Annotated in this window: 17 protein-coding genes; 5 read left to right on the top strand and 12 right to left on the bottom strand. The window is 70.7% G+C overall.

What is annotated here, in order from left to right; all coding sequences use genetic code 11:
- The first annotated feature begins 129 nt into the window (after positions 1-129).
- Genes J2851_RS17060 through J2851_RS17045 form a run of 4 tightly spaced genes read left to right on the top strand, consistent with a single transcriptional unit; the run spans position 130 to position 5,283 of the window.
- A complete protein-coding gene (locus tag J2851_RS17060; RefSeq protein ID WP_209767590.1) occupies positions 130-1,245 on the top strand; it encodes an alkene reductase in 1,116 nt (371 codons plus the stop codon).
- Positions 1,242-2,531, top strand: a complete 1,290-nt coding sequence (locus J2851_RS17055; protein ID WP_209767589.1) for a cytochrome c — start codon at positions 1,242-1,244, stop codon at positions 2,529-2,531. The genes J2851_RS17060 and J2851_RS17055 overlap by 4 nt, the downstream gene beginning before the upstream one ends.
- Complete coding sequence (locus J2851_RS17050; protein ID WP_209767588.1) at positions 2,528-3,019, top strand: (2Fe-2S)-binding protein; 492 nt, start codon at positions 2,528-2,530, stop codon at positions 3,017-3,019. The genes J2851_RS17055 and J2851_RS17050 overlap by 4 nt, the downstream gene beginning before the upstream one ends.
- Positions 3,016-5,283, top strand: a complete 2,268-nt coding sequence (locus J2851_RS17045) for a xanthine dehydrogenase family protein molybdopterin-binding subunit (protein WP_209767587.1) — start codon at positions 3,016-3,018, stop codon at positions 5,281-5,283. The genes J2851_RS17050 and J2851_RS17045 overlap by 4 nt, the downstream gene beginning before the upstream one ends.
- A 217-nt stretch (positions 5,284-5,500) precedes the next feature.
- Here the strand turns inward: J2851_RS17045 and J2851_RS17040 are convergent, their stop codons facing one another.
- The 3 genes from J2851_RS17040 to J2851_RS17030 all read right to left on the bottom strand — a co-directional run bounded on the left by J2851_RS17040 (position 5,501) and on the right by J2851_RS17030 (position 11,246).
- A complete protein-coding gene (locus tag J2851_RS17040) occupies positions 5,501-6,961 on the bottom strand; it encodes a GGDEF domain-containing response regulator (RefSeq protein ID WP_209767586.1) in 1,461 nt (486 codons plus the stop codon).
- An 8-nt stretch (positions 6,962-6,969) separates the two neighbouring features.
- The gene (locus J2851_RS17035) at positions 6,970-8,424 is read right to left on the bottom strand and encodes an ABC transporter substrate-binding protein (RefSeq protein ID WP_307419836.1); all 1,455 of its coding nucleotides are present in this window, start codon (positions 8,422-8,424) and stop codon (positions 6,970-6,972) included.
- A 209-nt stretch (positions 8,425-8,633) separates the two neighbouring features.
- Positions 8,634-11,246 carry a sensor histidine kinase gene (locus J2851_RS17030; protein ID WP_209767584.1) on the bottom strand — a complete coding sequence of 871 codons (2,613 nt, stop codon included), beginning with the start codon at positions 11,244-11,246 and terminating at the stop codon, positions 8,634-8,636.
- 318 nt (positions 11,247-11,564) lie between these two features.
- Between J2851_RS17030 and J2851_RS17025 the strand changes: the two genes are divergently transcribed.
- Complete coding sequence (locus tag J2851_RS17025; RefSeq protein ID WP_209767583.1) at positions 11,565-11,969, top strand: hypothetical protein; 405 nt, start codon at positions 11,565-11,567, stop codon at positions 11,967-11,969.
- Positions 11,970-12,078: 109 nt separating this feature from the next.
- Here the strand turns inward: J2851_RS17025 and J2851_RS17020 are convergent, their stop codons facing one another.
- The 9 genes from J2851_RS17020 to J2851_RS16980 all read right to left on the bottom strand — a co-directional run bounded on the left by J2851_RS17020 (position 12,079) and on the right by J2851_RS16980 (position 20,530).
- The gene (locus J2851_RS17020; protein ID WP_209767582.1) at positions 12,079-13,059 is read right to left on the bottom strand and encodes an HpcH/HpaI aldolase/citrate lyase family protein; all 981 of its coding nucleotides are present in this window, start codon (positions 13,057-13,059) and stop codon (positions 12,079-12,081) included.
- Positions 13,056-14,324 carry an aconitase/3-isopropylmalate dehydratase large subunit family protein gene (locus J2851_RS17015; RefSeq protein WP_209767581.1) on the bottom strand — a complete coding sequence of 423 codons (1,269 nt, stop codon included), beginning with the start codon at positions 14,322-14,324 and terminating at the stop codon, positions 13,056-13,058. The genes J2851_RS17020 and J2851_RS17015 overlap by 4 nt, the downstream gene beginning before the upstream one ends.
- 26 nt (positions 14,325-14,350) lie before the next feature.
- Complete coding sequence (locus J2851_RS17010; RefSeq protein WP_209767580.1) at positions 14,351-14,827, bottom strand: LeuD/DmdB family oxidoreductase small subunit; 477 nt, start codon at positions 14,825-14,827, stop codon at positions 14,351-14,353.
- Complete coding sequence (locus J2851_RS17005) at positions 14,817-15,701, bottom strand: isocitrate lyase/PEP mutase family protein (protein ID WP_209767579.1); 885 nt, start codon at positions 15,699-15,701, stop codon at positions 14,817-14,819. The genes J2851_RS17010 and J2851_RS17005 overlap by 11 nt, the downstream gene beginning before the upstream one ends.
- Complete coding sequence (locus tag J2851_RS17000) at positions 15,688-16,608, bottom strand: HpcH/HpaI aldolase/citrate lyase family protein (protein WP_209767578.1); 921 nt, start codon at positions 16,606-16,608, stop codon at positions 15,688-15,690. Before J2851_RS17000 ends, J2851_RS17005 begins: the two co-directional genes overlap by 14 nt.
- Positions 16,601-17,377, bottom strand: a complete 777-nt coding sequence (locus J2851_RS16995) for an ABC transporter ATP-binding protein (RefSeq protein WP_209767577.1) — start codon at positions 17,375-17,377, stop codon at positions 16,601-16,603. The genes J2851_RS17000 and J2851_RS16995 overlap by 8 nt, the downstream gene beginning before the upstream one ends.
- 173 nt (positions 17,378-17,550) lie before the next feature.
- Complete coding sequence (locus J2851_RS16990; RefSeq protein WP_209767576.1) at positions 17,551-18,732, bottom strand: amino acid ABC transporter substrate-binding protein; 1,182 nt, start codon at positions 18,730-18,732, stop codon at positions 17,551-17,553.
- A gap of 61 nt (positions 18,733-18,793) precedes the next feature.
- Positions 18,794-19,744, bottom strand: coding sequence for a beta/alpha barrel domain-containing protein (locus J2851_RS16985; RefSeq protein WP_209767575.1), 951 nt, complete (start codon positions 19,742-19,744; stop codon positions 18,794-18,796).
- 12 nt (positions 19,745-19,756) lie between these two features.
- Positions 19,757-20,530, bottom strand: coding sequence for an ABC transporter ATP-binding protein (locus tag J2851_RS16980; protein WP_209767574.1), 774 nt, complete (start codon positions 20,528-20,530; stop codon positions 19,757-19,759).
- Position 20,531: the final 1 nt, after the last annotated feature.

Genomic DNA, 20,531 nt, shown 5'->3' with positions numbered 1-20,531 from the left:
GAAGCTGCCTGATGCGCCCAAGTCCAGAATGGGCAAGGGCGGTGAATATTCTTCAATACGGTCCGCGCCGGCGCTCCAGATCCTGCCCATTGCCGACCGTTTTTGCCGACGCTTCACAGGAACGACTTCATGAGCAAGCTCCTCAGCCCGTTTCAACTGGGCGACATCACGCTTCCGAACCGCATCGTCATGGCGCCAATGACCCGCTGCCGGGCGGGGGCCGGCGACGTGCCGGTGGCCCTGAACGCCACCTACTACGCCCAGCGGGCGAGCGCCGGCCTGATCGTGACCGAGGCGACGAACGTCACGGCGGCGTCCTGCGCGTTCGAGCACGCGCCGGGGATTTACTCGGCGGAGCAGGTCGCGGGCTGGCGCCCGGTGGTCGACGCGGTGCACGAGGCCGGCGGGCGGATCGTCTGCCAGCTGTGGCATTGCGGCCGGGTGGGTGCGGCGGGCATCCTGAACGGGCAGCAGCCCCTGGCGCCCTCGGCGGTCAACGACGACCTGGGGCTCCTCCAGGTCTACGGGCAGCTGGGAAACGGCCATTATGTGCGCATCGCCGCGACGCCGTCGCGCGCCATGACGCTGGCGGAGGTCGAGGAGGCGGTGCAGCAGTTCCGGGTGGCCGCCGCCAACGCCTGGGCGGCCGGCTTCGACGGGGTGGAGGTGCACGCCGCCAACGGCTACCTGCCGCAGCAGTTCCTGTCGCCGGGCACCAACCGCCGCGACGATCGCTACGGTGGTCCTGTTGAGAACCGCGCGCGCTTCCTGCGCGAGATCGTCGAGGCGGTGGGCGAGGTCGTGCCGATGGGCCGCGTCGGCGTCCGGCTGTCGCCCACCGCCGCCTACAACAACCCGATGGACCCGGACCCGCATGAGACCTATGGGCACGTCGCGTCGATGCTCGACCAGCTCGGCGTCGGCTTCGTGGAGATCGCGGACACCAACGCCTGGGCCGGCGCGCCGGACCGGACGGAACTGCTGCAGATGATCAAGCCGCATTACCACGGGCCGGTGATCCTCAACGGCGGACTGAGCCCCGACCTGGCGGAGCAGCTGGTCGCGCTGGACACCATCAGCCTCGCGTCCTTCGCGCGGCTGTTCATCGCCAACCCCGACCTGCCCGCGCGCATCGCCCAAGGCGGGCCATTCAACGACCCGCGCCCGGTGGGCTGGTACGGCGGCGGGGCGGAGGGCTACACGGACTACGCGTCCATGTCGGATCTGGTGGCAGGCGTCCCATGACCCCGCTGCGAACCGCGGCGGCGCTGGCCGCCCTTGCTGTGGCCGGGCTGGCGGGGTTCGCCGTGGTCGCCTGGAAGCCGGAGATCGCCCCCATCCGGCGGCCGGCGGCCGGGGACTTCACGCCGGATGAGGTGCGCCGCGGGGCGACGCTGGCGACGCTGGGCGACTGCGCCGTCTGCCATACGGCCGAAGATGGCGTGATCTATGCCGGCGGCCGGCCGCTCGCCACGCCGTTCGGGACGCTCTACGCCACCAACATCACCCCGGACGAGGCGACGGGCATCGGCCGCTGGTCGAAGGACGCGTTCAAGCGCGCGATGCGCGACGGGGTGGCGCGCGATGGCAGCCATCTGTATCCCGCGCTGCCCTACGACCATTACACCCACGTGACCGACGGCGACCTCGACGCGCTCTACGCCTACCTGATGACCCGGCCGGCGGTGTCCGCAAAAGCGCCGGAGAACAGCCTGATCCCGCCGCTGGGGTTCCGCCCGCTGCTAGCCGGCTGGAAACTGCTGTTCCTGGAGACGGGCGGCATCGCCCCGGACCCGGCGCAGAGCGACGCCTGGAACCGCGGCCGGTACCTGGTGGAGGGGCTGGGCCACTGCGGGTCCTGCCACACGCCGCGCAACCTCGCCGGCGCGGAGATGCGCTCCAAAGCCTTCGCCGGCGGGGTCGCGGAGGGGTGGAACGCTCCGCCGCTCGACGGTTCGAACGCCGCCGCGCGCGGCTGGACGGCGGACACGCTGTACGCCTATCTGCGCACCGGCCTGTCCCCGCGGCAGGGTGCGGCAGCCGGCCCGATGGAGCCGGTGGTGCACGGCCTGTCCACCGCGCCGGAGGAGGACGTGCGCGCCATCGCGACCTACATCGGGTCGGTGATGGGCCTGAAGGCGCCGGCTCAGCCTACGCCCGTTTCTCCGCCGGTGGACCGTGCGGCGGAGGCGGCGCGGGAGCATCCAAACGGTGCGGCGCTGTTCGCCGGGGCCTGCGCAGGATGCCACGGCGACGGCGCGCCGATGGTGGCGCAGGGCCGGCCGCCCCTGTCCCATGTCGACGCTGTGCAGGCCGACGACCCGCGCAACGCGGTCCAGGCCATCCTCCAGGGGCTGAAGCCCTCCTCCGGCGGGGCCGGCCCTTACATGCCGCCCTTCCGGGACAACCTGACCGACGCGCAGGTCGCCCAGATCGCCGCCTATGTGCGCACGCGCTTCAGCGAGAAACCCGCCTGGCCGAAGCTGGCCGACGCCGTCGCCGAGGCCAAGCGCGAAGGATCACCCCAATGACCATGACCCTGACCATCAACGGGGCCGAGCACCGCGTCGACGCGGAGCCGGACACCCCCCTGCTCTACGTGCTGCGCGACGATCTGGGGCTGAACGGGGCCAAGTACGGCTGCGGGCTCGGCCAGTGCGGGGCCTGCACGGTGCATGTGGACGGCCGGCCGGTCTTCTCCTGCCTGACGCCGGTCGCGGCGGTCCAGGGGCGGCGGGTCACCACCGTGGAAGGGCTGGGCTCGCCCGGCAACCTCGGCCCGCTGCAACAGGCCTTCGAACAGGAGCAGGCGGCCCAGTGCGGCTATTGCATCGCTGGCATGATCATGCGCGCGCAGGCCCTGCTCGACCGCGGCGGGCCGATCAGCGACGCGGACATCCGCAACCACATGCAGACGAACCTGTGCCGCTGCGGCACGCACATGCGCATCCTGCGCGCGGTCCGGCGCGCCGTCGACGCGACGGGCGCCCGCACCTCCAGCCTGGAGGCCAAGCCGTGACCCGGTCCCTGGACACCCTCTCGCGCCGGTCATTTCTCTCCACGGGTCTGACGGCGGGCGCCCTCGTCGTCGGATTCTCCATGGTGCCGCGCGCCTTCGCGCAGCTGGCCGGCGGCGGGGAGGGCGGCCCCGGCCCCAAGGTGGTCGCGCCGAACCTGCCGGGCAGCCTGAAATCGGCGCCCATGCTGGATTCCTGGATCCGCATCGACGCCAACGGGGCGGTCACCGTCTTCACCGGCAAGGTGGAGCTGGGCCAGGGCATCAAGACCGCGCTGATCCAGGTCGCGGCGGAGGAGCTGGACGTGCCGCCGGCGCGCGTCACGCTGGTCACCGCCGACACGGCGCGCACGCCGGACGAGGGGCTGACCGCCGGCAGCCATTCCATGCAGGACAGCGGCACCGCCATCCTGAACGCCGCGGCGAATGTGCGGATGCTGCTGGCGCGCAAGGCCGCGGAGAGCTGGGGCGTGGCGGAGGACGCGGTCACCACCACCGGCGACGGCCGGCTGGCCGGACCCGGCGGCCGGTCCGCGCCCTATGGCGAGGTCGCGGCGGCCCTGTCGCTGCACGTGGAGGCGGTGCCCGACGCGCCGCGGCGCGATCCGGCCCAGTACCGGACCATGGGTCGGGACCTTCCCCGCGTGGACATCCCGGCGAAGCTGGCCGGCGGGGCCGCCTACATCCAGGACATGCGGCTGCCGGGCATGCTGCACGCCCGCGTGGTCCGCGGCCCCAGCGTCGGCACCCGGCTGGAGCCGCTGGCGATCGCGGAGGTCGCGGCGATGCCGGGCGTGGTGACGGTCGTCCAGGACGGGTCCTTCGTCGCCATCGTCGCGGAACGGGAATGGACCGCGGTCAAGGCGCTGCGCCGCATCCAAACCGCGAAGGCGGTGCGAAGCGCGCCGCCGCTGCCAAATGGTGGTGTGGTGGAGGCGCTGAAGGCGCTGCCGTCGCGGGACATCGTGATCCAGGACGGCCCGGACACCCCAGCCACGCCGGCCCACACGGTCAAGGCGCGCTACACCCGCCCGTGGCTGAGCCACGGCTCCATTGGGCCGTCCTGTTCCCTGGCGCTGTTCCAGGACGGCAAGCTGACGGTGTGGACGCACAGCCAGGGCACCTTCGACGTGCGCCGCGTCGCCGCGCAGCTGGTCGGCCTTCCGGAGGAGGATGTCCACGCCATCCATGTGGAGGGGGCCGGCTGCTACGGCCAGAACGGCGCCGACGACGTCTCGGCCGACGCCGCGCTGATCGCCAGGCATGTGCCCGGCCGCCCGATCCGCCTGCAATGGATGCGGGAGCAGGAGTTCGGCTGGGAACCGCTGGGCCCCGGCATGGTGACGGAACTGGAAGCGTCGCTCGGCCCCGACAAGCGCATCGCCGCTTGGCGGCACGAGGTCTGGAGCAACCCGCACAACAACCGCCCGGTCGGGGCGGGCGGCGTGCTGGCCGGCGGGGAGATCCCGAACCCCTTCCCGGTGCCGGAGGGCAAGCCCATCCCGATGCCGGAGGGCGACGGCAGCCGCAATTCCGTGCCCCTGTACGACCTGCCGAACCTGCACGTCGTCTATCACTTCCTGAAGGACATGCCGATCCGGGTGTCGGCGCTGCGCTCGCTGGGCGCGCACCTGAACGTGTTCTCCATCGAGAGCATGTTCGACGAGCTGGCCAAGGCCGGCGGCATCGACCCGCTGGACCTGCGGCTGGCCCACATGGTGGACGAGCGCGGGCGGGACGTGATCGCCACGGTGGCGGAGCGTTTCGGCTGGCGCGGCCGTCCCCGGCCCGACGGGCGGCGCGGCTGCGGCCTGGCCTTCGCCCGCTACAAGAACCTGGGCGCCTACTGCGCGGTGGCGATGGAGGTCGAGGTGGAGCGGGAGACCGGCCGCATCCGGGTGCGGCGCGCGGTCGCCGCGGTCGATTGCGGGCAGGCGGCCAGCCCCGACGGCGTCCGCAACCAGGTCGAAGGCGGCATCGTCCAGTCGATCAGCTGGACGAGCCGCGAGGCGATGTCCTTCGACGCGGAGCGGCGCACCGGCTTCGACTGGAGCGCCTACCCCATCCTGCGCTTCAAGGACGTGCCGGACAGCGTCGCGGTGCATGTGATGGACCGGCCGGGCCAGCCCTTCCTCGGCACGGCGGAGGCGGCGCAGGGACCGGCGGCGGCGGCGCTGGCCAACGCGGTGGCCGACGCCACCGGCGTGCGCCTGCGCGACATGCCGCTGAGCCCGGAGCGGGTGAGGGCGGCGGTGGGGGTGATTTGAGGGGTGCAGTAAAAAGCCCCTCGCCCCTTGGGGGAGAGGGGTTGGGGTGAGGGGTCGTTACGGGCGGCAGCCCGGAAAAGACTCTCGAACCCGGTGACTTCTGAAAGTTCCGGCCGGCCAAAGCCGGCACCACCCTCACCCCAACCCCTCTCCCCTCAAGGGAGAGGGGCTTTTGTCTTCCTTATTACTTGCAGATTGGGAAGCCGAACACGCCCCCTCAATTGAACTCGATGCGGTTGCGGCCGTTGGCTTTGGCGCGATAGAGGGCCTCGTCGGCGCGGTGGAGGACGGCTTCGACGCTGTCCTGGCCGGGGCGCAGTTCGGTCACGCCGAAGCTGGCGGTGGTGGGGTGGAAGCGGCCGTCGGGGAGGGGGATCGGCGATGCGGCGATGCCGGCGCGGATCCGCTCGGCGATCGCGCCGGCGGCCTTCAGCGCCGCGCCGGGGAGGAGGATCGCGAACTCCTCCCCGCCGATGCGGCCGATGCTGTCGGTGCCGCGCAGATGCTCGCGGATTTCGGCGGCGACGAACTCGATGGTGCGGTCGCCGGCGGCGTGGCCGTGCTCGTCGTTGATGCGCTTGAAATGGTCGATGTCGAGCATGACCAGGGAGCAGGGATCGGCCCCGGCAGCCGCCCCAGAGGCCACATCGGCGACGGCGCCCGCGAGGATGCCCAGCAGGTGGCGGCGGTTGTGGACCCCGCTCAGCGCGTCGGTGATGGCCAGCCGGTGCAGTTCGCGCTCCATCAGGCGGCGCGCGGTGATGTCGGTGGCGATGCCGATGGAGCCCTGGGGGCTGCCCTCCTCCGTCGGCAGGGCCTTGCGGACGACCAGAAGTTCACGCGTGAACCCGCCGGGGGCGGTGACGCTCGTTTCGAACACCGTGGAGGACGGGTCCATGGCCGGGACCCAGCGGCCCTGCCCGATCGGCACCGTTCCCGCTTCGCTTTCCGTGTCCTGGGCCCCGTCCTGCGCGGGGGCCTGCGGGAACAGGTCGCGGAAGGCGCGGTTGCTCAGCACGCGGCGCCCCTGGGCGTCCTCGTACCAGACCGGGCTCGGCATCATTTCGATGAGGTGTTCGACGAAGCGCCGCTGCTCCTCCGCCTGGGCCTGCTGTCGCGCCAGCTCCGCCGTGCGTTCGGCGACGCGCCGTTCCAGCGACTGGTTCAGCTGCTCGATGGTCGCGATGTCGCGCCAGGCGCGCAGCGCGCCGACCAGGCTGGTGAACAGCTTCTGCGAGGTCAGCTCGCTCTTGGCCTTATAGTCGTTGATGTCGTAGGCGATGATGACGTCGCGCTCCGGCGCCTGGCCCGGCTGGCCGGTGCGCAGGATGATGCGGATGCGCTGGTTGCCGAGGTCCCGGCGGATGTGGTGGACCAGCTCCAGCCCGGAATCCTGGGCTTCCATCACGACGTCGAGCAGCATGACCGGCACGTCCGGCCGCTCCGCGAGGATCGCCCGCGCCTCGGCCGCGGAGAAGGCGCTGATCATCGCGAAGGGGCGGTCTTCGAACCGGAAGTCGCCGAGCAGGACCCGCGTCATGGCGTGGACCTGCTCGTCGTCGTCCACGACCAGGACCAGCCACGGCTCCGCCCCGGCGGCGCCGTCGGCCGGTTCATCCTCGCGCAGGAACAGGTCGCTGTCCGGCGGGCTTTCTGGCGGGCTTTCCAACGGGTCCATGGTCGGGTTCAGTCGTTGACGATGTCGACGCCGGTGAAGACCTGGAGGAACGGGTCGATGCGGTAGCCCTTCACCTCCTTGCGGAGCGCCACGGAGACGACGGAATGCGCGATGGGGTACCAGGGCGCTTCCCGGTTGAAGACCTGCTGGGCCTGGCGGTAATAGGCCGTCCGTTCCTCCACGGACGCGGTGCGCTTGGCCTTCAGCACCGGATCGTCGAATTCCGGGTTGCACCATTTCGCGAAGTTGCCGCCGCCGGGCCGCGTCGCGTCGCAGCCGAGCAGGACGAACAGGAAGTTGTCCGGGTCGCCGTTGTCGCCGGTCCAGCCGTAGATGCCCATCTCATGCTCGCCGTTCGCCATGCGCCGGCGGTACTCGCGCCACTCGTCGGTGACCAGCGTCGCCTTGATGCCGACCCGCTCCAGGTTGGCCTGGATGATCTCCGCCGTGCGCTTCCCGTTGGGCATGTACTGGCGGGCGACCGGCGGGTACCATAGCTCAATGGAGAAGCCGTCGGGGTAGCCGGCGTCGGCCAGCAGCCGCCGCGCCTCGTCGGGGGCGAAGGGATACTCCTTCGTGGACTCGTCGTAGGACCACATGATCGGCGGGATGGGGTTCTTGGCCGGCCGGCCGCCGCCCTGGTAGACGCCGTCGAGGATCATGCCCTTGTCGATCGCCAGGCTGATCGCGCGGCGGACGCGCACGTCGCTCAAGGGGGCCTTCTGCGTGTTGAAGGCCAGATAGGCGACGTTCAGCCCCTCCCGCTGCTGGATCACCAGATTCGGGTCGGAGTCGATCTTCGCCAGCTCGGCCGGGTTGGGGAAGACCATGAGGTGGCATTCGCCCGCCCGCAGCTTGTTCAGCCGCACCGCCGCGTTCGGGCTGATGGAGAAGATCAGGTTGTCGAGCGGCTGGCGCCCCGCCCAATGGCGGTCGAACGCCTTGTAGCGGATCGCGGCATCCTTCTGGTAGGAGACGAACTGGAACGGCCCCGTGCCGATCGGCGCCTCGTCGAACTGCGCCGTCCGGTTCAGGCGGGTCAGCGTGTCGGCGTATTCGGCCGACTGGATCGACGAGAAGGGCATGGCGAGGTTGGCGAGGAACGGCGCCTCCGGCCGGTTCAGGACGATGCGCACCGTGTGGTCGTCGACCCGTTCCACCTCCTTCAGGAGGCTGCCCATCGACATGTCCTTAAAATAGTCGTAGGTGCCCCGGCCGACCTTGTGGAAGGGGTGGTCGTCCTTCCACTGGCGGTTGATGGAAAACAGGACGTCGTCGGCGTTGAACGGGCGGGTCGGCTGGAAGTCGGCGTTGGCGTGGAACCACACGTCGCGGCGCAGCGTGAACACATAGGTCAGGCCGTCCGGGGAAATCGTCCAGGATTCCGCAAGGCCGGGTTTGAGGTTCGTCGAGCCGCGCACGAACTCCACGAGGTTATTGAACAGCGGCAGGGCCGCGTTCATGCTCGTACCGGTTGTCGTGACCTGCGGGTTGAAGCTTTCCGGGTTTCCTTCGGAGCAAAAGACCAGGGATTTGTCCGCCAGCGCGGGCGAAGACGCCAGCGTCGCCAAGGCCAGCGCCGATGCTGTGACAAAATTACGCAAACTGCGGTTGTCAGTTTTGTCAATTTGTGACATCAAACACCCCAAGAAGAACCCGTCAGCCTCCCCATTCAGGGAAGGCTAACAGTGGTAACTCTTCTTGGGAAGCGAATGGTGAAACAAACGCCCTGCCCTGGCGCGCTTTCCACAGCGATGCGACCACCAAGCTTGCTTGTCACCAGATTGTAAACGATGTGCAGGCCGAGGCCGGTGCTGCCCTTTGAACGTTTGGTTGTGAAGAAGGGATCGAAGATCCGGCCGAGATGCGCGGGATCGATCCCCTTGCCGGTGTCCGTGTAGACCAGCTCCACCGTGTCCTCGTCGATGAGCCCCGCCTTGATCGACAGCAGGCCGGCCCGGCCGTCGTCGAACCCGTGCACGACGGAGTTCATGACGAAGTTCGTCAGGATCTGGGCGAGGATGCCCGGATGGCCGTCGATGTCGATGGAGTCGGGGCAATCGATCCGCACCGCGTGCCCCGCCCGGCGCCAGGAGGGGTTGAGGCTGGTCACCAGCTCGTCCAGGTAGGCGCGCAGGTCGAAGCGGCGGCGGTCGCCGCTGGTCTGGTCGGCGGCCACCGACTTGAAGCTCTGCACCAGCCGGGTCGCGCGGTCGAGGTTGATCAGCATGAGGCGGGTCAGCTCCTCCGCCCCGGCCATGAACTGGTCGAAGCCCTTCTTGCGCAGCGTGCCACCCGCCGCGGCGTGCGACAGCTGGGCCAGCCGGTCGGACAGGTGCGAGGCCCCCATCAGGGCGTTGCCGAGCGGCGTGTTGATCTCGTGCGCGACGCCGGCGACCAGCTGGCCGAGCGAGGCCATCTTCTCCGCCTGGATCAGGTCGGCCTGGGTCTGCCGCAGCTCAAGCAACGCGCGGTCGGCCTGGTCCTTGGCGTGGCGCAGCGCGCCTTCGCGCCGGCCGATCTCGCCCAGGAAGAAGGCCGCGGCGCGCGCCATCTCCCCGAACTCGTCCTGGCGGCCGGTCCCGTCGATGCGGCCGGCAAGCGGGTTGGCAGCCTGTGGATCGGCGGCCAGCCGCACCATCTGCTCCTTCAGACGCAGCACCGGCCGGCTGATGGAGCGGGCGACGACCAGCGCGGTGCCGCCGCCCAGCAGAAGGCCGATGGTCGCGCCGACCAGCAGGACGCGGGTCAGCAGCGCGCCGATGGAGGCCGCCTGCTCCCGGAAGGTTTCATCGAGCTGCCGCGCGGTTTCGACCATCATGGCCGAATCGTCGTCCATCGCCACGAGCGTCGCGTTGAGGCGGCGCAGGCCCATGGCGGTCTTGCCCAGGCTGTCGCGCCACTTTTCGATCGCGGCGACCACCTCGTCCTGGAGGAGCGGCGACATGGGCAGCCCGCGCACGACGGCCAGCAGCCGCTCCGCGTCGCCGACGACCGCGTCGGCCGCCTCCGCGTCCCGGCGGGCGACGGCGTCGGCCGCCTGCCGGCCCAGCCGCAGCGACACGACGGCGACGTTCTGGGTCTCCTGCTCCGTGTCGTTGGCCTGGATGGAGAAGGCGAGCAGTTGGACGACCTCGTCCTGGATGGCCGTGTAGCCGGTGGTGCGCAGCGTGAGGATGCGCGCCGTCAGCGCCTCGATCGCCGACGCCGCCTCCGCGCTGGCGCGCTGTGCGGCCTCCAGCGCCGCGTTGGCGCGGCCGATCTCCGCCTGCCCGTCCAGCAGCCGCGCGAAGGCGGGGAGGAGCGGCGGCGTCTCGGCGACCAGCGCCGCGACTCCCGGCTGCCGGTCCAGCAGGCCGGACAGGGCGAGCGCGCGGACGACGGGCACCAGAAGGCCGACCCGGGTGGCCTCGGCCCCGTCGTTCAGGGTCGCCAGCGCGTCCGCCTCCCGCTCGAAGCGCGCGACCTCCGCCGTCTGGCGGGCCCGCGCGTCGCGGACCGCCGCCACCGCCCGCTGCAGGCCGTCGACGGCGGCGGCGTAGCGCTGCGCCAGTTCGACCGCTTCCCCATGCCCGGACGGCGTGTCCGTCCGGAGCAGGGCCTGCTGGATGTGTCGGGCGGAGGTGATGAGTCGATCAACCTCCCGCCGGACGTCGCGCGACCGGGTCGGCTGGGCCGCGGTCGCCACGAGGCCGGCCACCTGCTCCGCCTCCGACCGCGCGACCGACAGCATGGCCTCGCGCAGCTCGTGCGCGCGGTCGACGATCTCCCGGCTGTCGCGCAGGCGCTGGTCGGCCTCGGTCAGGGAGCCGAGGAGATCGACGTTGGACGCGTGCTGGCGGGCGCGGGCGCGGTCGGTCAGGCCGATCAGCGTGGCGGCGTGCCGCGCCATGTCGGCGACCAGCGCGTCGTTCTCCCGCGTCACGCCGACGAAGATGTTGATCAGCGAGATGGAGCGGTCCAGCACGGCCGCCGCCGCGGTCAGGGCGGGCTCGTGCTGCGTGCCCCGCATGGCCGCGCCGAGGCTGGCCAGCTCCGAACGGGCGGACTCCGCGAAGGACCGGAAGCGCTCGGCCCGGGGGCCCCGCTCGTCCGGCGCCACCTGGAGGTAGTCGACGCGCGCCGCGGTGGCCGCGGTCACGTCCCGGTACACGGACCCGGCGAGGACCGCCGCCTCGTAGACCTTTTCGCTGCGGCTCAGCAGCAGCCAGCCGGACACGGCGATCACGGCCGCGACGGCCACCGGGACGCCGCCCACCAGCGCGATGCGGTAGCGGATCCTCATGCGCCGACCGTTCGCCCGCCACGCCACGGCGCCGGACGGACATCGGGGGTCCGGCGGCGGTCGGGTGCGGCGATCGGCGGAAAGCGGGTCACAAGGCGTCCGGGCGGCGGGGAACTCCGCCCCACTTGACCATCGCGACGGTAAACACTCGCCTAACGGGACGCGACGGGGTTGCACCGGAGCGGACGCATTCCGATGGGTGGCGCTGGGCGCGCCGAACGCGCCGGGCGGATTTCGTTGCGGACTAAACCTTGGTAGAGGTTGGTGCGGTCTCCCCCCAAACCCATGCTTTTGGGAGAGAACCTTGTGGAGACCACCATGACCCGTCGTGCGTACCATGTCCGCAGCCCAGCGCCGACGGCGGGGCTGTCCGCCGGGGCGATCGCCCTGCTGCTCACCGGTTGCGCGAGCTTCGCGCCGCCGCGCACCGCCACGGCCGACCCCGCGGTGGTCACGGCCCTGAACGGGCTGGTGCGCGGCCCGTGCAACCAGGCCGTCGCCTCGGTCATGGCCGGCGAGGGGATCCCCATCTCCGAGGTCCGGGCCGCCATCTACAGCGAAATCCGCGGCGGCCCGAGTTCCACAGTCTCGCAGTACGATGTCTGGCTGTACCCGCGGGACCAGGACGGCGCGGTCATCGTCAACCTGGACAACACCTGCCGCCCCATGCAGATCTACGCCCGCGGCGGCGCCAACCTCCAGCGCGCGGAACGCCGGTCCTAAAGCGAATTTGCATTCGCTTTAGGATCACATGGCCTCACTTGCCGGCCGGGCTTCGGACGCATGGGCGTCCGGGACCGCAGTCGCGGTCCAAAGCGGATCGCAATCCGCTTTATGCTTTGCGACCGTCCCGGACTGCGACCTCCTCGGCGCGGCGCAGCAGGGCGTCGGCCTGCTTCAGGTGCGCCATGTCCACGAGCACGCCGTCGACGCCGACGGCCCCCCGGCCCTCGGCGGTCGCGCGGCCCATCGCCTCGTGGACGGCGCGCGCCCAGGCGATTTGCTGTTCGGAGGGTGAGAAGACCTCGTTGGCGAGGGACACCTGCGTGGGGTGGATGGCCCACTTCCCTTCGAAGCCCAGCGCGGCGGCGCGCAGCGCGCTCGCCCGGTAGCCGTCGGCGTCGCCGAAGTCGGTGAAGGGGCCGTCGATCGGGCGCAGGCCGTTGGCCCGGCAGGCGTTGGCGACGCGCGCCATGGCGAAGTGCCACTGGTCGTTCCAGTGCCGCTCCCGCCGTCCCGCGGTGTCGGGCCCGGTCAGGACGGCGTAGCGCTCGTTCGGCGTGCCGAACACCGGGTCGTAGGTGCGCATGTCCACCGTGTAGTCGCCGATGCCGAAGATCATCGCCTCCAGCCGGTCGGAGGATGCGGCGATCTCCTCCGCGTTCGCGACGCCGCGGGCGGTTTCGATCAGCACCTCGATGCCGACCCGCTTGTCCCGCCCCTGCTCCCGCTCAATGAGGGTGAGGATCTGCTCGACGAAGCGGACGTCGAAGGCGGAGCCGGCCTTGGGCAGCAGGACGAGGTCGAGCCGCGGCGCGCGCGACACCACCTCCACGATGTCCTTGAGCGCCCAGGGCGTGTCCAGCCCGTTGACGCGCAGGGCCATGGTCTTCGGCCCCCAGTCGATCTCCGCCAGGGCGCGGACGGCGTTCTCGCGCGCCTGCTCCTTGGCGGTGGGGGCGACCGCGTCCTCCAGGTCCAGGAAGACCACGTCGGCGGGTCCGGCCGCCGCCTTGGCGAAGAAGCGCTCCGACGTCGCAGGCACGGCCAGTTCCGACCGTTGCAGGCGCCGCATTCTCTCATGTCCGCTCATGGCACGGCCTCCGGGATGGAACGCGGGTCGGTGATGCGGCCGGCCAGCGCGCTGGCCGCCACGGTGGCGGGGGACCCCAGGTAGATCCGCGCGGTCCAGTTGCCCATCCGGCCGACGAAGTTGCGGGAGGAGGAGGAGATGCAGACCTCGTCCTCCGCCAGGACGCCCTGGTGGATGCCGGCGCAGGCGCCGCAGCCGGGCGTCGTGACGGTGCAGCCGGCCTCCACCAGAGTCTCCACGATGCCCGCGGCGAGCGCCCGCTTGTAGACGGCCTTCGACGCCGGGGTGACGAGCATGCGCACGCCGGGAGCGATCCGCCGCCCCTTCAGGATTCCGGCGGCGACCGCCAAGTCCTCGAAGCGCCCGTTGGTGCAGGTGCCGAGCAGCGCCTGGTTGATGCGCACCTCCGGCAGGCTGCCGATGGAATGCACGTCGTCCACCCGGTTCGGCACGGAGACCATGGGTTCGACCGTGGCGAGGTCGATGGCCCAATCCTCGACGTAGCGGGCGTCGGGGTCCGGCCGCGGCGGGTCGCCGACTTCGATGCCGAGGTTGCGGTAATGCTCCGCCGTCACCGCGTCGAAGGGCACGGTGGCGAACTTCGCCCCCATCTCGATGCCCATGTTGCAGAGCGTCATGCGCTCCGGCAGGGAGAACTGGCCGATGCCGTCACCGTGATACTCGACCGAGCGGTAGATGGCCCCGCGCGCGGTGACCGTCTTCAGGATCGACAGCACCACGTCCTTTGCCGCGGCACCCGGCGCCAGCCGGCCGTTCAGGCTGATCCGCACGCTTTCCGGAACCCGGAACCACAGCCGGCCGTGCGCCCAGAGATAGGCCATCTCAGCCGCACCGATGCCGCAGCCGACGGCGCCAACCGCCCCGGTCGTGGTGGTGTGGGAATCCGTGTTGGTCACCATCTGGCCGGGGCGGACGAGGCCGCTTTCAACGGCGATCTGGTGCGAGATCCCCTCCCCCACGTCGTACAGCCGCTCGATCCCGAACCGCGCGCACAGCAGCCGCCCGACGCGCTGGACATGGGCGTGCAGCGGCGTGTCGGCCGGGGCGTAATGGTCGTAGAAGACGGCGATCCGCTCCGGCGCCGCCAGCCGGTCCACGCCGTTCGCCGTCAGGTAACGGTCGATCAGCCCGATGCCGTCGTCCAGGCTGAAGGTCCAGTCCGGCTGGATTTCCACGAAGTCGCCGGCGCTTACCGAGCGTCCGGCGAGGCGCGACATGATCTTTTCGGCCAAGGTCTGGCCCATCGCAGCACCCTTTCTTTGGGATTTCGTCAGGCCGCCCGCGGGCTCCACAGGCCGCCGCGGGACACCAGGGCCAGAAGCTCCGGCGGCAGCGGCGGGAAGGCGTGTTCCACGCCGTTCACCGCTGCGGTCCCGGCCGCGAGGTCGGCCTGCACCCGGTCGCCGTCGGCGATCGCGGCGGCGAGGTCGGGAGCGATCACCAATGCGAGCCCGTTGTTGATGGCGTTGCGGAAGAAAATCCGGGAAAAGGACTTCGCGATCACCAGCCGCGCCCCCGCCCCGATCAGGGCGGTGACCGCGTGTTCGCGCGACGAGCCGCAGCCGAGGTTCCAGCCCCCGACCAGCACGCCGCCGGCGCGGATCTTCGCGTTGATCTCCGGCCCCAGGGGTTCGAACAGGTGCCGGGCCTGGTCCTGCGGGTCGAGCACCGCCAGATAGCGGGCCGGGAAGATGACGTCGGTGTCGACGTCGTCCCCGACCACCGTCGCAACGCCCTCAGCGCGCATCTTTGTCCTCCCCGGCCGGGATTTCGGCGTGGCGCTTGTCGAACGCCCACACCTCCGCGAAGCCCATCAGCAGGTTGAAGTCGGTGAAGGGGTAGAGGGGAACCGGCGGCTCCGCCCGCCCCTCCGCCATCGCCGCGTAGGCGGTCCGCATGGCCTGGGCGGCGGCGAGGAACCCCACGGTCGGGTAGATCGCGATGGAGAATCCCAGCTGGCGCAGCTGGTCGCGCTCCAGCACCGGGGTGCGGCCGCCGTGGACGATGTTGACCAGCACCGGCACGTCGAAGGCGGAGCCGATGCGGGCCATCTCCTCCTCCGTCTCCGGGCTTTCGATGAAGAGGATGTCGGCCCCGGCGCGGGCGTAGGCCTCCCCCCGCCGCAGCGCCTCGTCGAGGCCGAGGCTGCTCCGCGCGTCGGTCCGCGCGATGACCAGCAGGTCGGCGGAGCTGCGCGCGTCGCAGGCGACGCGGATCTTGCGCGCCATGTCCTCCGCCGGGACGACGCGCCGGCCCGGCGTGTGGCCGCATTTCTTGGGGAACTCCTGGTCTTCCAGCTGAATGCCGGACACCCCGGCGCGCTCGTAGCCGCGCACGGTGTGATGGACATTGAGCAGCCCGCCGTAGCCGGTGTCGGCGTCGGCGATCACCGGTTTCGAGACGCCCTGGGTGATGCGCTCCACGCGCCCGACCATGTCGGTGTAGGTGGCGATGCCCGCGTCCGGCAGGCCGAGGTGCGAGGCCACCGTGCCGTAGCCGGTGACGTAGAGCGCGTCGGCCGGGCCGGCGTCGGCGATCTTGGCCGAGATCATGTCGAAGACGCCGGGGGCCGAGACGAACTGGCCCTCGGCCAGACGGCGCCGCAGGTCAGGGTTGGGCATGGATGGGTCCTCCAGACTGGCGCTCCGCGATCTGCCGGGCGGTGCGGAGCGTCCGCTCCGCGGGCGGCAGCATGTCGATGGCGATGAAGATGCCGTCCACGACCGCGGTGCCGTGCCCGCGCTCCAGGCTGTCGTGGTAGGCCTGCACGATGCGCCGGGCGCGGGCGACTTCGGATTCGGTGGGCGCGAAGACCGCGTTGGCGACATCGACCTGCACGGGGTGGAACACGAGTTTGCCGCAGAAGCCGAGGTCGCGGGCCGCCAGGGCGTCGCGGCGGGTCGCCTCCGCATCCTTGACCGCGGCGAAATAGGCGGCGTCGATGGCCTGCAGGCCGGCGGCGGCGGCGGCCACGACGAGGACGGAGCGGGGATAGAGCAGCGCCTCCGCCGACACGGCGCCGCCGGTGATGGCGGTGAAGTCGCCCGAGCCGAAGAACAGGGCCGAGGCCCGCGGCAGCGCCTCGGCGATCTCCGCCGCCTTCAGCAGCCCCTTGGGCGTTTCGATGCTGAGGATCAGGTCGATGGGGGTTTCCCGCCCGGCGCGCCGTTCCGCGGCGGCCAGACGCTCCTCGAAGCGGCGCAGCGCCTCGGCGCTCTCCACCTTGGGCAGCATCAGGCTGTCCAGTCGGGCAAGCGGCAGGCTGTCGAGATCCGTGTGGCTGTCGGCGGTGTCGGTGCCGTTGATGCGCACGCAGCGCTCCCGCCCGCCGAAGTCGAGCGTGGTGAGGGCCTCGGCGATGGCCGCCCGTGCGGTGTCCTTTTCCTGCGGCGGGACGCCGTCCTCCAGGTCGAAGACGGTGCAGTCGGACGGCAGGGTGACCGCCTTGGGCAGCCGGTCCCGGCGGTTGCCGGGGGTCAGCATCAGGCTGCGGCGCAGGCGCGGTTCGGGTCGATGGGGGTCACGCATGGCCGGCTTCTCCTTCGACCAGCAGCCGCACGTCCTCCGGCACCTCGCCGAGGAACAGGCGCTTCACGTTCTCGTTGCCGAGCAGCGCTTGCGCGGCTCCCGCATAGACGACCTGGCCCGTGTGCATGACGTAGCCCCAATCGGAAAAGGACAGGGCGCGGGAGGCCTTCTGCTCCACCATCACGACGGTGAGGCCGGTGCCGGCGAGTTCCCGCAGCTTGTCAAAGACGATGTCCACGTATTTCGGCGCCAGCCCCAGGCTGGGCTCGTCGAGGATGACCAGCGACGGGCTGGTCATCAGCGCCCGCGCGATGGCCAGCATCTGCTGCTCGCCGCCGCTCATGGTGCCGGCCAGCTGGCCCATGCGCTTGCCGACGATGGGGAACAGGGTGACGAGGCGGGCGATGGCCTCCTCAATGCGCTGGCGGTCGCCGCCCAGGATGTGCGCGCCGAGTTCGAGATTCTCGCGCACGGTCATTTCCGGCAGCACGATGCGCCCCTGCGGCACGAAGGCGACGCCGCGGCCGAGCCGGCGGTGCGGCGCCTCCCGCGTCACGTCGGCGCCGGAGACGAAGACCCGGCCCGACCAGACCCGCAGCAAGCCGGCCGCCGCCTTGATCGCCGTCGACTTGCCGGCCCCGTTGGAGCCGATGACGCAGGTGATCAGCCCCTTTTCAAAGGTCATGGAGGCCCCGCGCACCACGGGCACGTCGCCGTAGCCGGTGGTGACGTCCTGCAATTCGAGCAACGTGTTCGGTGAACCGTCCATCGGTCCCTCCCAAGGGTCGCCACATTCAATCCGCCCACAATCCCCTCTCCCCTCCGGGGAGAGGGTTAGGGTGAGGGGGTTGCACTTTTGCCGGACCTGCCGTCCTGCGAACCCCCCTCACCCTTCCCACTTCGTGGGCCCCTTCCCTCTCCCCAGGGGGGAGAGGGAGATCATCACCGGTTGGCCCAAGCCGGCATGGGGATCACGGCGTCGGCGGTCTTCAGTTCCTCGGGGTAGATGATCGCGCGCTTGCCGTCGCGGATCTGGACGAGCAGGCCCTTCACGCCGACCTGGAGGCCCGTCTTGGGATCGACCTTGTGGTGGCCCAGCACGGTGTCGGTTTCCATGGTGGACAGGGTCTCGCGCAGCTTGTCCTGGTCGAGGCTGCCGGTCTTGCGCACCGCCTCCTCCAGCACGGTCACGCCGGCGTAGCCGAAGCCGGAGTAGTAGCCGGGCTCCGCGCCGTACTTGTCCTTGTAGGCCTTCACGAACTCGGCGTTGCCCTTGGTCTTCAGCACCGGTTCGTAGAGCGACATGCCGACGGCGTATTCGGCGTCCTTGCCCGCCGCCTTCACGAAATCGTCGATGGAGGCGCCGTTGTGCACGAACAGCTTCGGCAGGTAGTTGTTGGCCCGGAACTGCCGGACCATCTCGATGGCCTCGTTGGGGTAGCCGACGGAGATCCAGATGTCCGGGTTGGACTGCTTGGCCTGCGCCAGATAGGAGGAGTAGTCGGACGTCCCCGCCGGGAAATACTCGGCCTTTTCGATCTTGATGTTGCGGTCCTTGGCGATCTTGTTCAGCGCGACCTCCATGTCGCGCGCCGCCGGGTAGTCGCGGGAGATGATGTCCATGGTCTTCAGGCCGAACTTCTCGGCCACCGGCCCGATGCCCTCCACATAGGCGGAGATCGGGGCGGCGGACTGGAAGATGTGTTTGAAGTTGCGCTGGTGGATCTTCTCCGAGGCACCACCGCTGTTGATCATGACGCGCTTGTGCTTCTCCGCCACCGCCGTGGCCGTGGCGGTGGAGGCGGAGCCCCAGGGCGAGACCAGCAGGTCGACGTTGTCGTTGGTGATCAGCCGTTCATAGAGGCGCGCGGCGGTGGCCGGGTCGCTGCGGTCATCGTAGAGCACCAGTTCCACCGGCCGGTTGAGCAGCCCGCCGCGGGCGTTCACCTGGTCGCGCCACAGCTCGACCGCCTTCTTGTAGTGCTCCGCGGAGTCCGCGAGGTTGCCCGACTGCGACAGGGCGATGCCGACCTTGATCGGCTCCGCCGCCCCGGCCGGGGCCAGGGTCAGCGCCGGTGCGGCCAGAAGTGCGGCACCCGCAAGAATCGTCTTGAACCCGTTCATGCCTTTTCCTCCCATGATGGTGGTTCGCCCCCGGCCTGTTTCCGGCCGTTTTGGGGGTGCATCAGGCTGCGGCCTTGCTCGCGGCCAGAACCTCGCGCCGGGTCGCCCCCTTGGCGGAGCGGCTGCGCGGCTCGATGCCCAGGATCGCGGCCACGTCCCGCGCCGCCGCGACGGCGGCGTCCGGGTCGATGCCGGTCCGCACGCCCATGGCCTCCAGCATGCAGACGATGTCCTCGGTCGGCAGGTTGCCGACGGAGCCGATCTCATGCACCGCGCCCGGCATGGCGATGCCGCCGCCGATTCCGCAGATGGAACCCTCGACCCAGCGCGCCCCGGCGTCGATGGCCGCCAGCACGTTGGCACCGCCCATGCCGGCGAGGTCGTGGACATGGAAGCCAACCTCCACGTCGGGCAGCGCGTCGTAGACCCGCCCGATCAGCCGCCCGACATGGGCCGGATCCTCCATCCCCATGGAGCCCGCGAGGTAGAAGCGGCGGATCCCGGCGTTGCGCAGGCGCCGGGCGAGGCCGAGCACGCGGTCTTCCGGGATGGCGCCCTCGTAGGCGCACCAGAAGGCCACGCCGATGGCCATGACGAAGGGGATGCCGGCCCGGTCGGCGATGCGGAAGGCCTCCGCCGCCTGCTCCACCGCGGTGTCCGGCGTCATGTTCTGGTTCTTCTTGAGGTAGATCTCCCCGGCGGTGGTCAGCCCCAGCATCTCCCCCACCCCGGCCGCCGCCGCCCGCTCCGCCCCGCGGGCGTTGGGGACCAGCGCGCGGTAGACCGTGCCCGGCCGGCGCTGGATACGCGCGAAGACCTCGTCGGCGTCGCGCAGGTTGGGGATGACGCGCGGACTGACGAATCCCGTTACCTCGATGACCGGAAAGCCGGCCTCGCTCAGCCGGTCGACCATCCGCACCTTGGCGTCGGTGTCGATCCAGCGGGGCAGGCTTTGCAGCCCGTCGCGGGGGCCGACCTCCGCGACGAGGACGCTGTCTGGAATGGTGAGCATGGACTCGCCTCCTCAGAAATAGGCGTCCTGGACCTTGGGGTCGGAGCGGATGGCGGCGGCGTCGCCTTCGGCGATCACCCGCCCCTGGGCGAGCACGTGGATCGTGTCGCAGATCTCCAGGACGATGCGCATTTCGTGGTCGATGAAGAAGAGGGTCAGGCCACGTTGGCGCAGCGCCTCCAGATGGTCGACGATGCGGTTCTGGAGCCGCGGGTTGATGCCGGCGAAGGGCTCGTCCAGCAGCATGACCGTGGGGCGCAGCATCAGCGCGCGGGCGATCTCCACCAGCTTGCGCTGGCCGTAGGACAGCTCCGTCCCCCACTTGTCGCGCAAGCCCGTGATCTCCAGGAAGTCGAGCAGGCCGAGCGCCCGCTCCACCGCCTCCGCGTCGGACGCGCCGTGGGCCACCGCGACGAGGTTTTCCAGCACGGTCATCTCGCCGAACAGGCGGCTGATCTGGAAGGTGCGGCCGACCCCGTTGCGGCAGATCTGGGCCGGGGAGGCGCGCGTCGTGTCGTGGCCGTTCAGGAAGACGCGCCCGCGGTCGGGCCGCAGCGTGCCGGCGATGATGTTGAACAGCGTCGACTTGCCCGACCCGTTCGGCCCGATTACCCCGGTGATGGATCCGCGCCCCACCGACAGGCTGACGTCGGACAGGGCGACCAGGCCGCCGAAGCGCTTGCCGACCCCCTCCACCACCAGGATTCGTTCGGCGGTGTCCGTAGCGCTCGCGAAGTCGGGGGGCGGAACGGGGGTGGGTTGCGGCTGGATGCGCTGGACGTGCATG

The sequence above is a fragment of the Azospirillum rugosum genome, assembly GCF_017876155.1.
GTDB lineage: Bacteria > Pseudomonadota > Alphaproteobacteria > Azospirillales > Azospirillaceae > Azospirillum > Azospirillum rugosum.
This window is presented reverse-complemented; position numbering and strand designations above follow the sequence as displayed.

What these genes read in the sequence shown, in the direction of transcription:
- J2851_RS17060 (WP_209767590.1), top strand. Translation starts at nt 130, where the DNA reads ATGAGCAAGCTCCTCAGCCCGTTTCAACTGGGCGACATCACGCTTCCG.
- J2851_RS17055 (WP_209767589.1), top strand. Translation starts at nt 1,242, where the DNA reads ATGACCCCGCTGCGAACCGCGGCGGCGCTGGCCGCCCTTGCTGTGGCC.
- J2851_RS17050 (WP_209767588.1), top strand. Translation starts at nt 2,528, where the DNA reads ATGACCATGACCCTGACCATCAACGGGGCCGAGCACCGCGTCGACGCG.
- J2851_RS17040 (WP_209767586.1), bottom strand. Translation starts at nt 6,961, where the DNA reads ATGGACCCGTTGGAAAGCCCGCCAGAAAGCCCGCCGGACAGCGACCTG.
- J2851_RS17035 (WP_307419836.1), bottom strand. Translation starts at nt 8,424, where the DNA reads ATGAACGCGGCCCTGCCGCTGTTCAATAACCTCGTGGAGTTCGTGCGC.
- J2851_RS17030 (WP_209767584.1), bottom strand. Translation starts at nt 11,246, where the DNA reads ATGAGGATCCGCTACCGCATCGCGCTGGTGGGCGGCGTCCCGGTGGCC.
- J2851_RS17025 (WP_209767583.1), top strand. Translation starts at nt 11,565, where the DNA reads ATGACCCGTCGTGCGTACCATGTCCGCAGCCCAGCGCCGACGGCGGGG.
- J2851_RS17020 (WP_209767582.1), bottom strand. Translation starts at nt 13,059, where the DNA reads ATGAGCGGACATGAGAGAATGCGGCGCCTGCAACGGTCGGAACTGGCC.
- J2851_RS17015 (WP_209767581.1), bottom strand. Translation starts at nt 14,324, where the DNA reads ATGGGCCAGACCTTGGCCGAAAAGATCATGTCGCGCCTCGCCGGACGC.
- J2851_RS17010 (WP_209767580.1), bottom strand. Translation starts at nt 14,827, where the DNA reads ATGCGCGCTGAGGGCGTTGCGACGGTGGTCGGGGACGACGTCGACACC.
- J2851_RS17005 (WP_209767579.1), bottom strand. Translation starts at nt 15,701, where the DNA reads ATGCCCAACCCTGACCTGCGGCGCCGTCTGGCCGAGGGCCAGTTCGTC.
- J2851_RS17000 (WP_209767578.1), bottom strand. Translation starts at nt 16,608, where the DNA reads ATGCGTGACCCCCATCGACCCGAACCGCGCCTGCGCCGCAGCCTGATG.
- J2851_RS16995 (WP_209767577.1), bottom strand. Translation starts at nt 17,377, where the DNA reads ATGGACGGTTCACCGAACACGTTGCTCGAATTGCAGGACGTCACCACC.
- J2851_RS16990 (WP_209767576.1), bottom strand. Translation starts at nt 18,732, where the DNA reads ATGAACGGGTTCAAGACGATTCTTGCGGGTGCCGCACTTCTGGCCGCA.
- J2851_RS16985 (WP_209767575.1), bottom strand. Translation starts at nt 19,744, where the DNA reads ATGCTCACCATTCCAGACAGCGTCCTCGTCGCGGAGGTCGGCCCCCGC.
- J2851_RS16980 (WP_209767574.1), bottom strand. Translation starts at nt 20,530, where the DNA reads ATGCACGTCCAGCGCATCCAGCCGCAACCCACCCCCGTTCCGCCCCCC.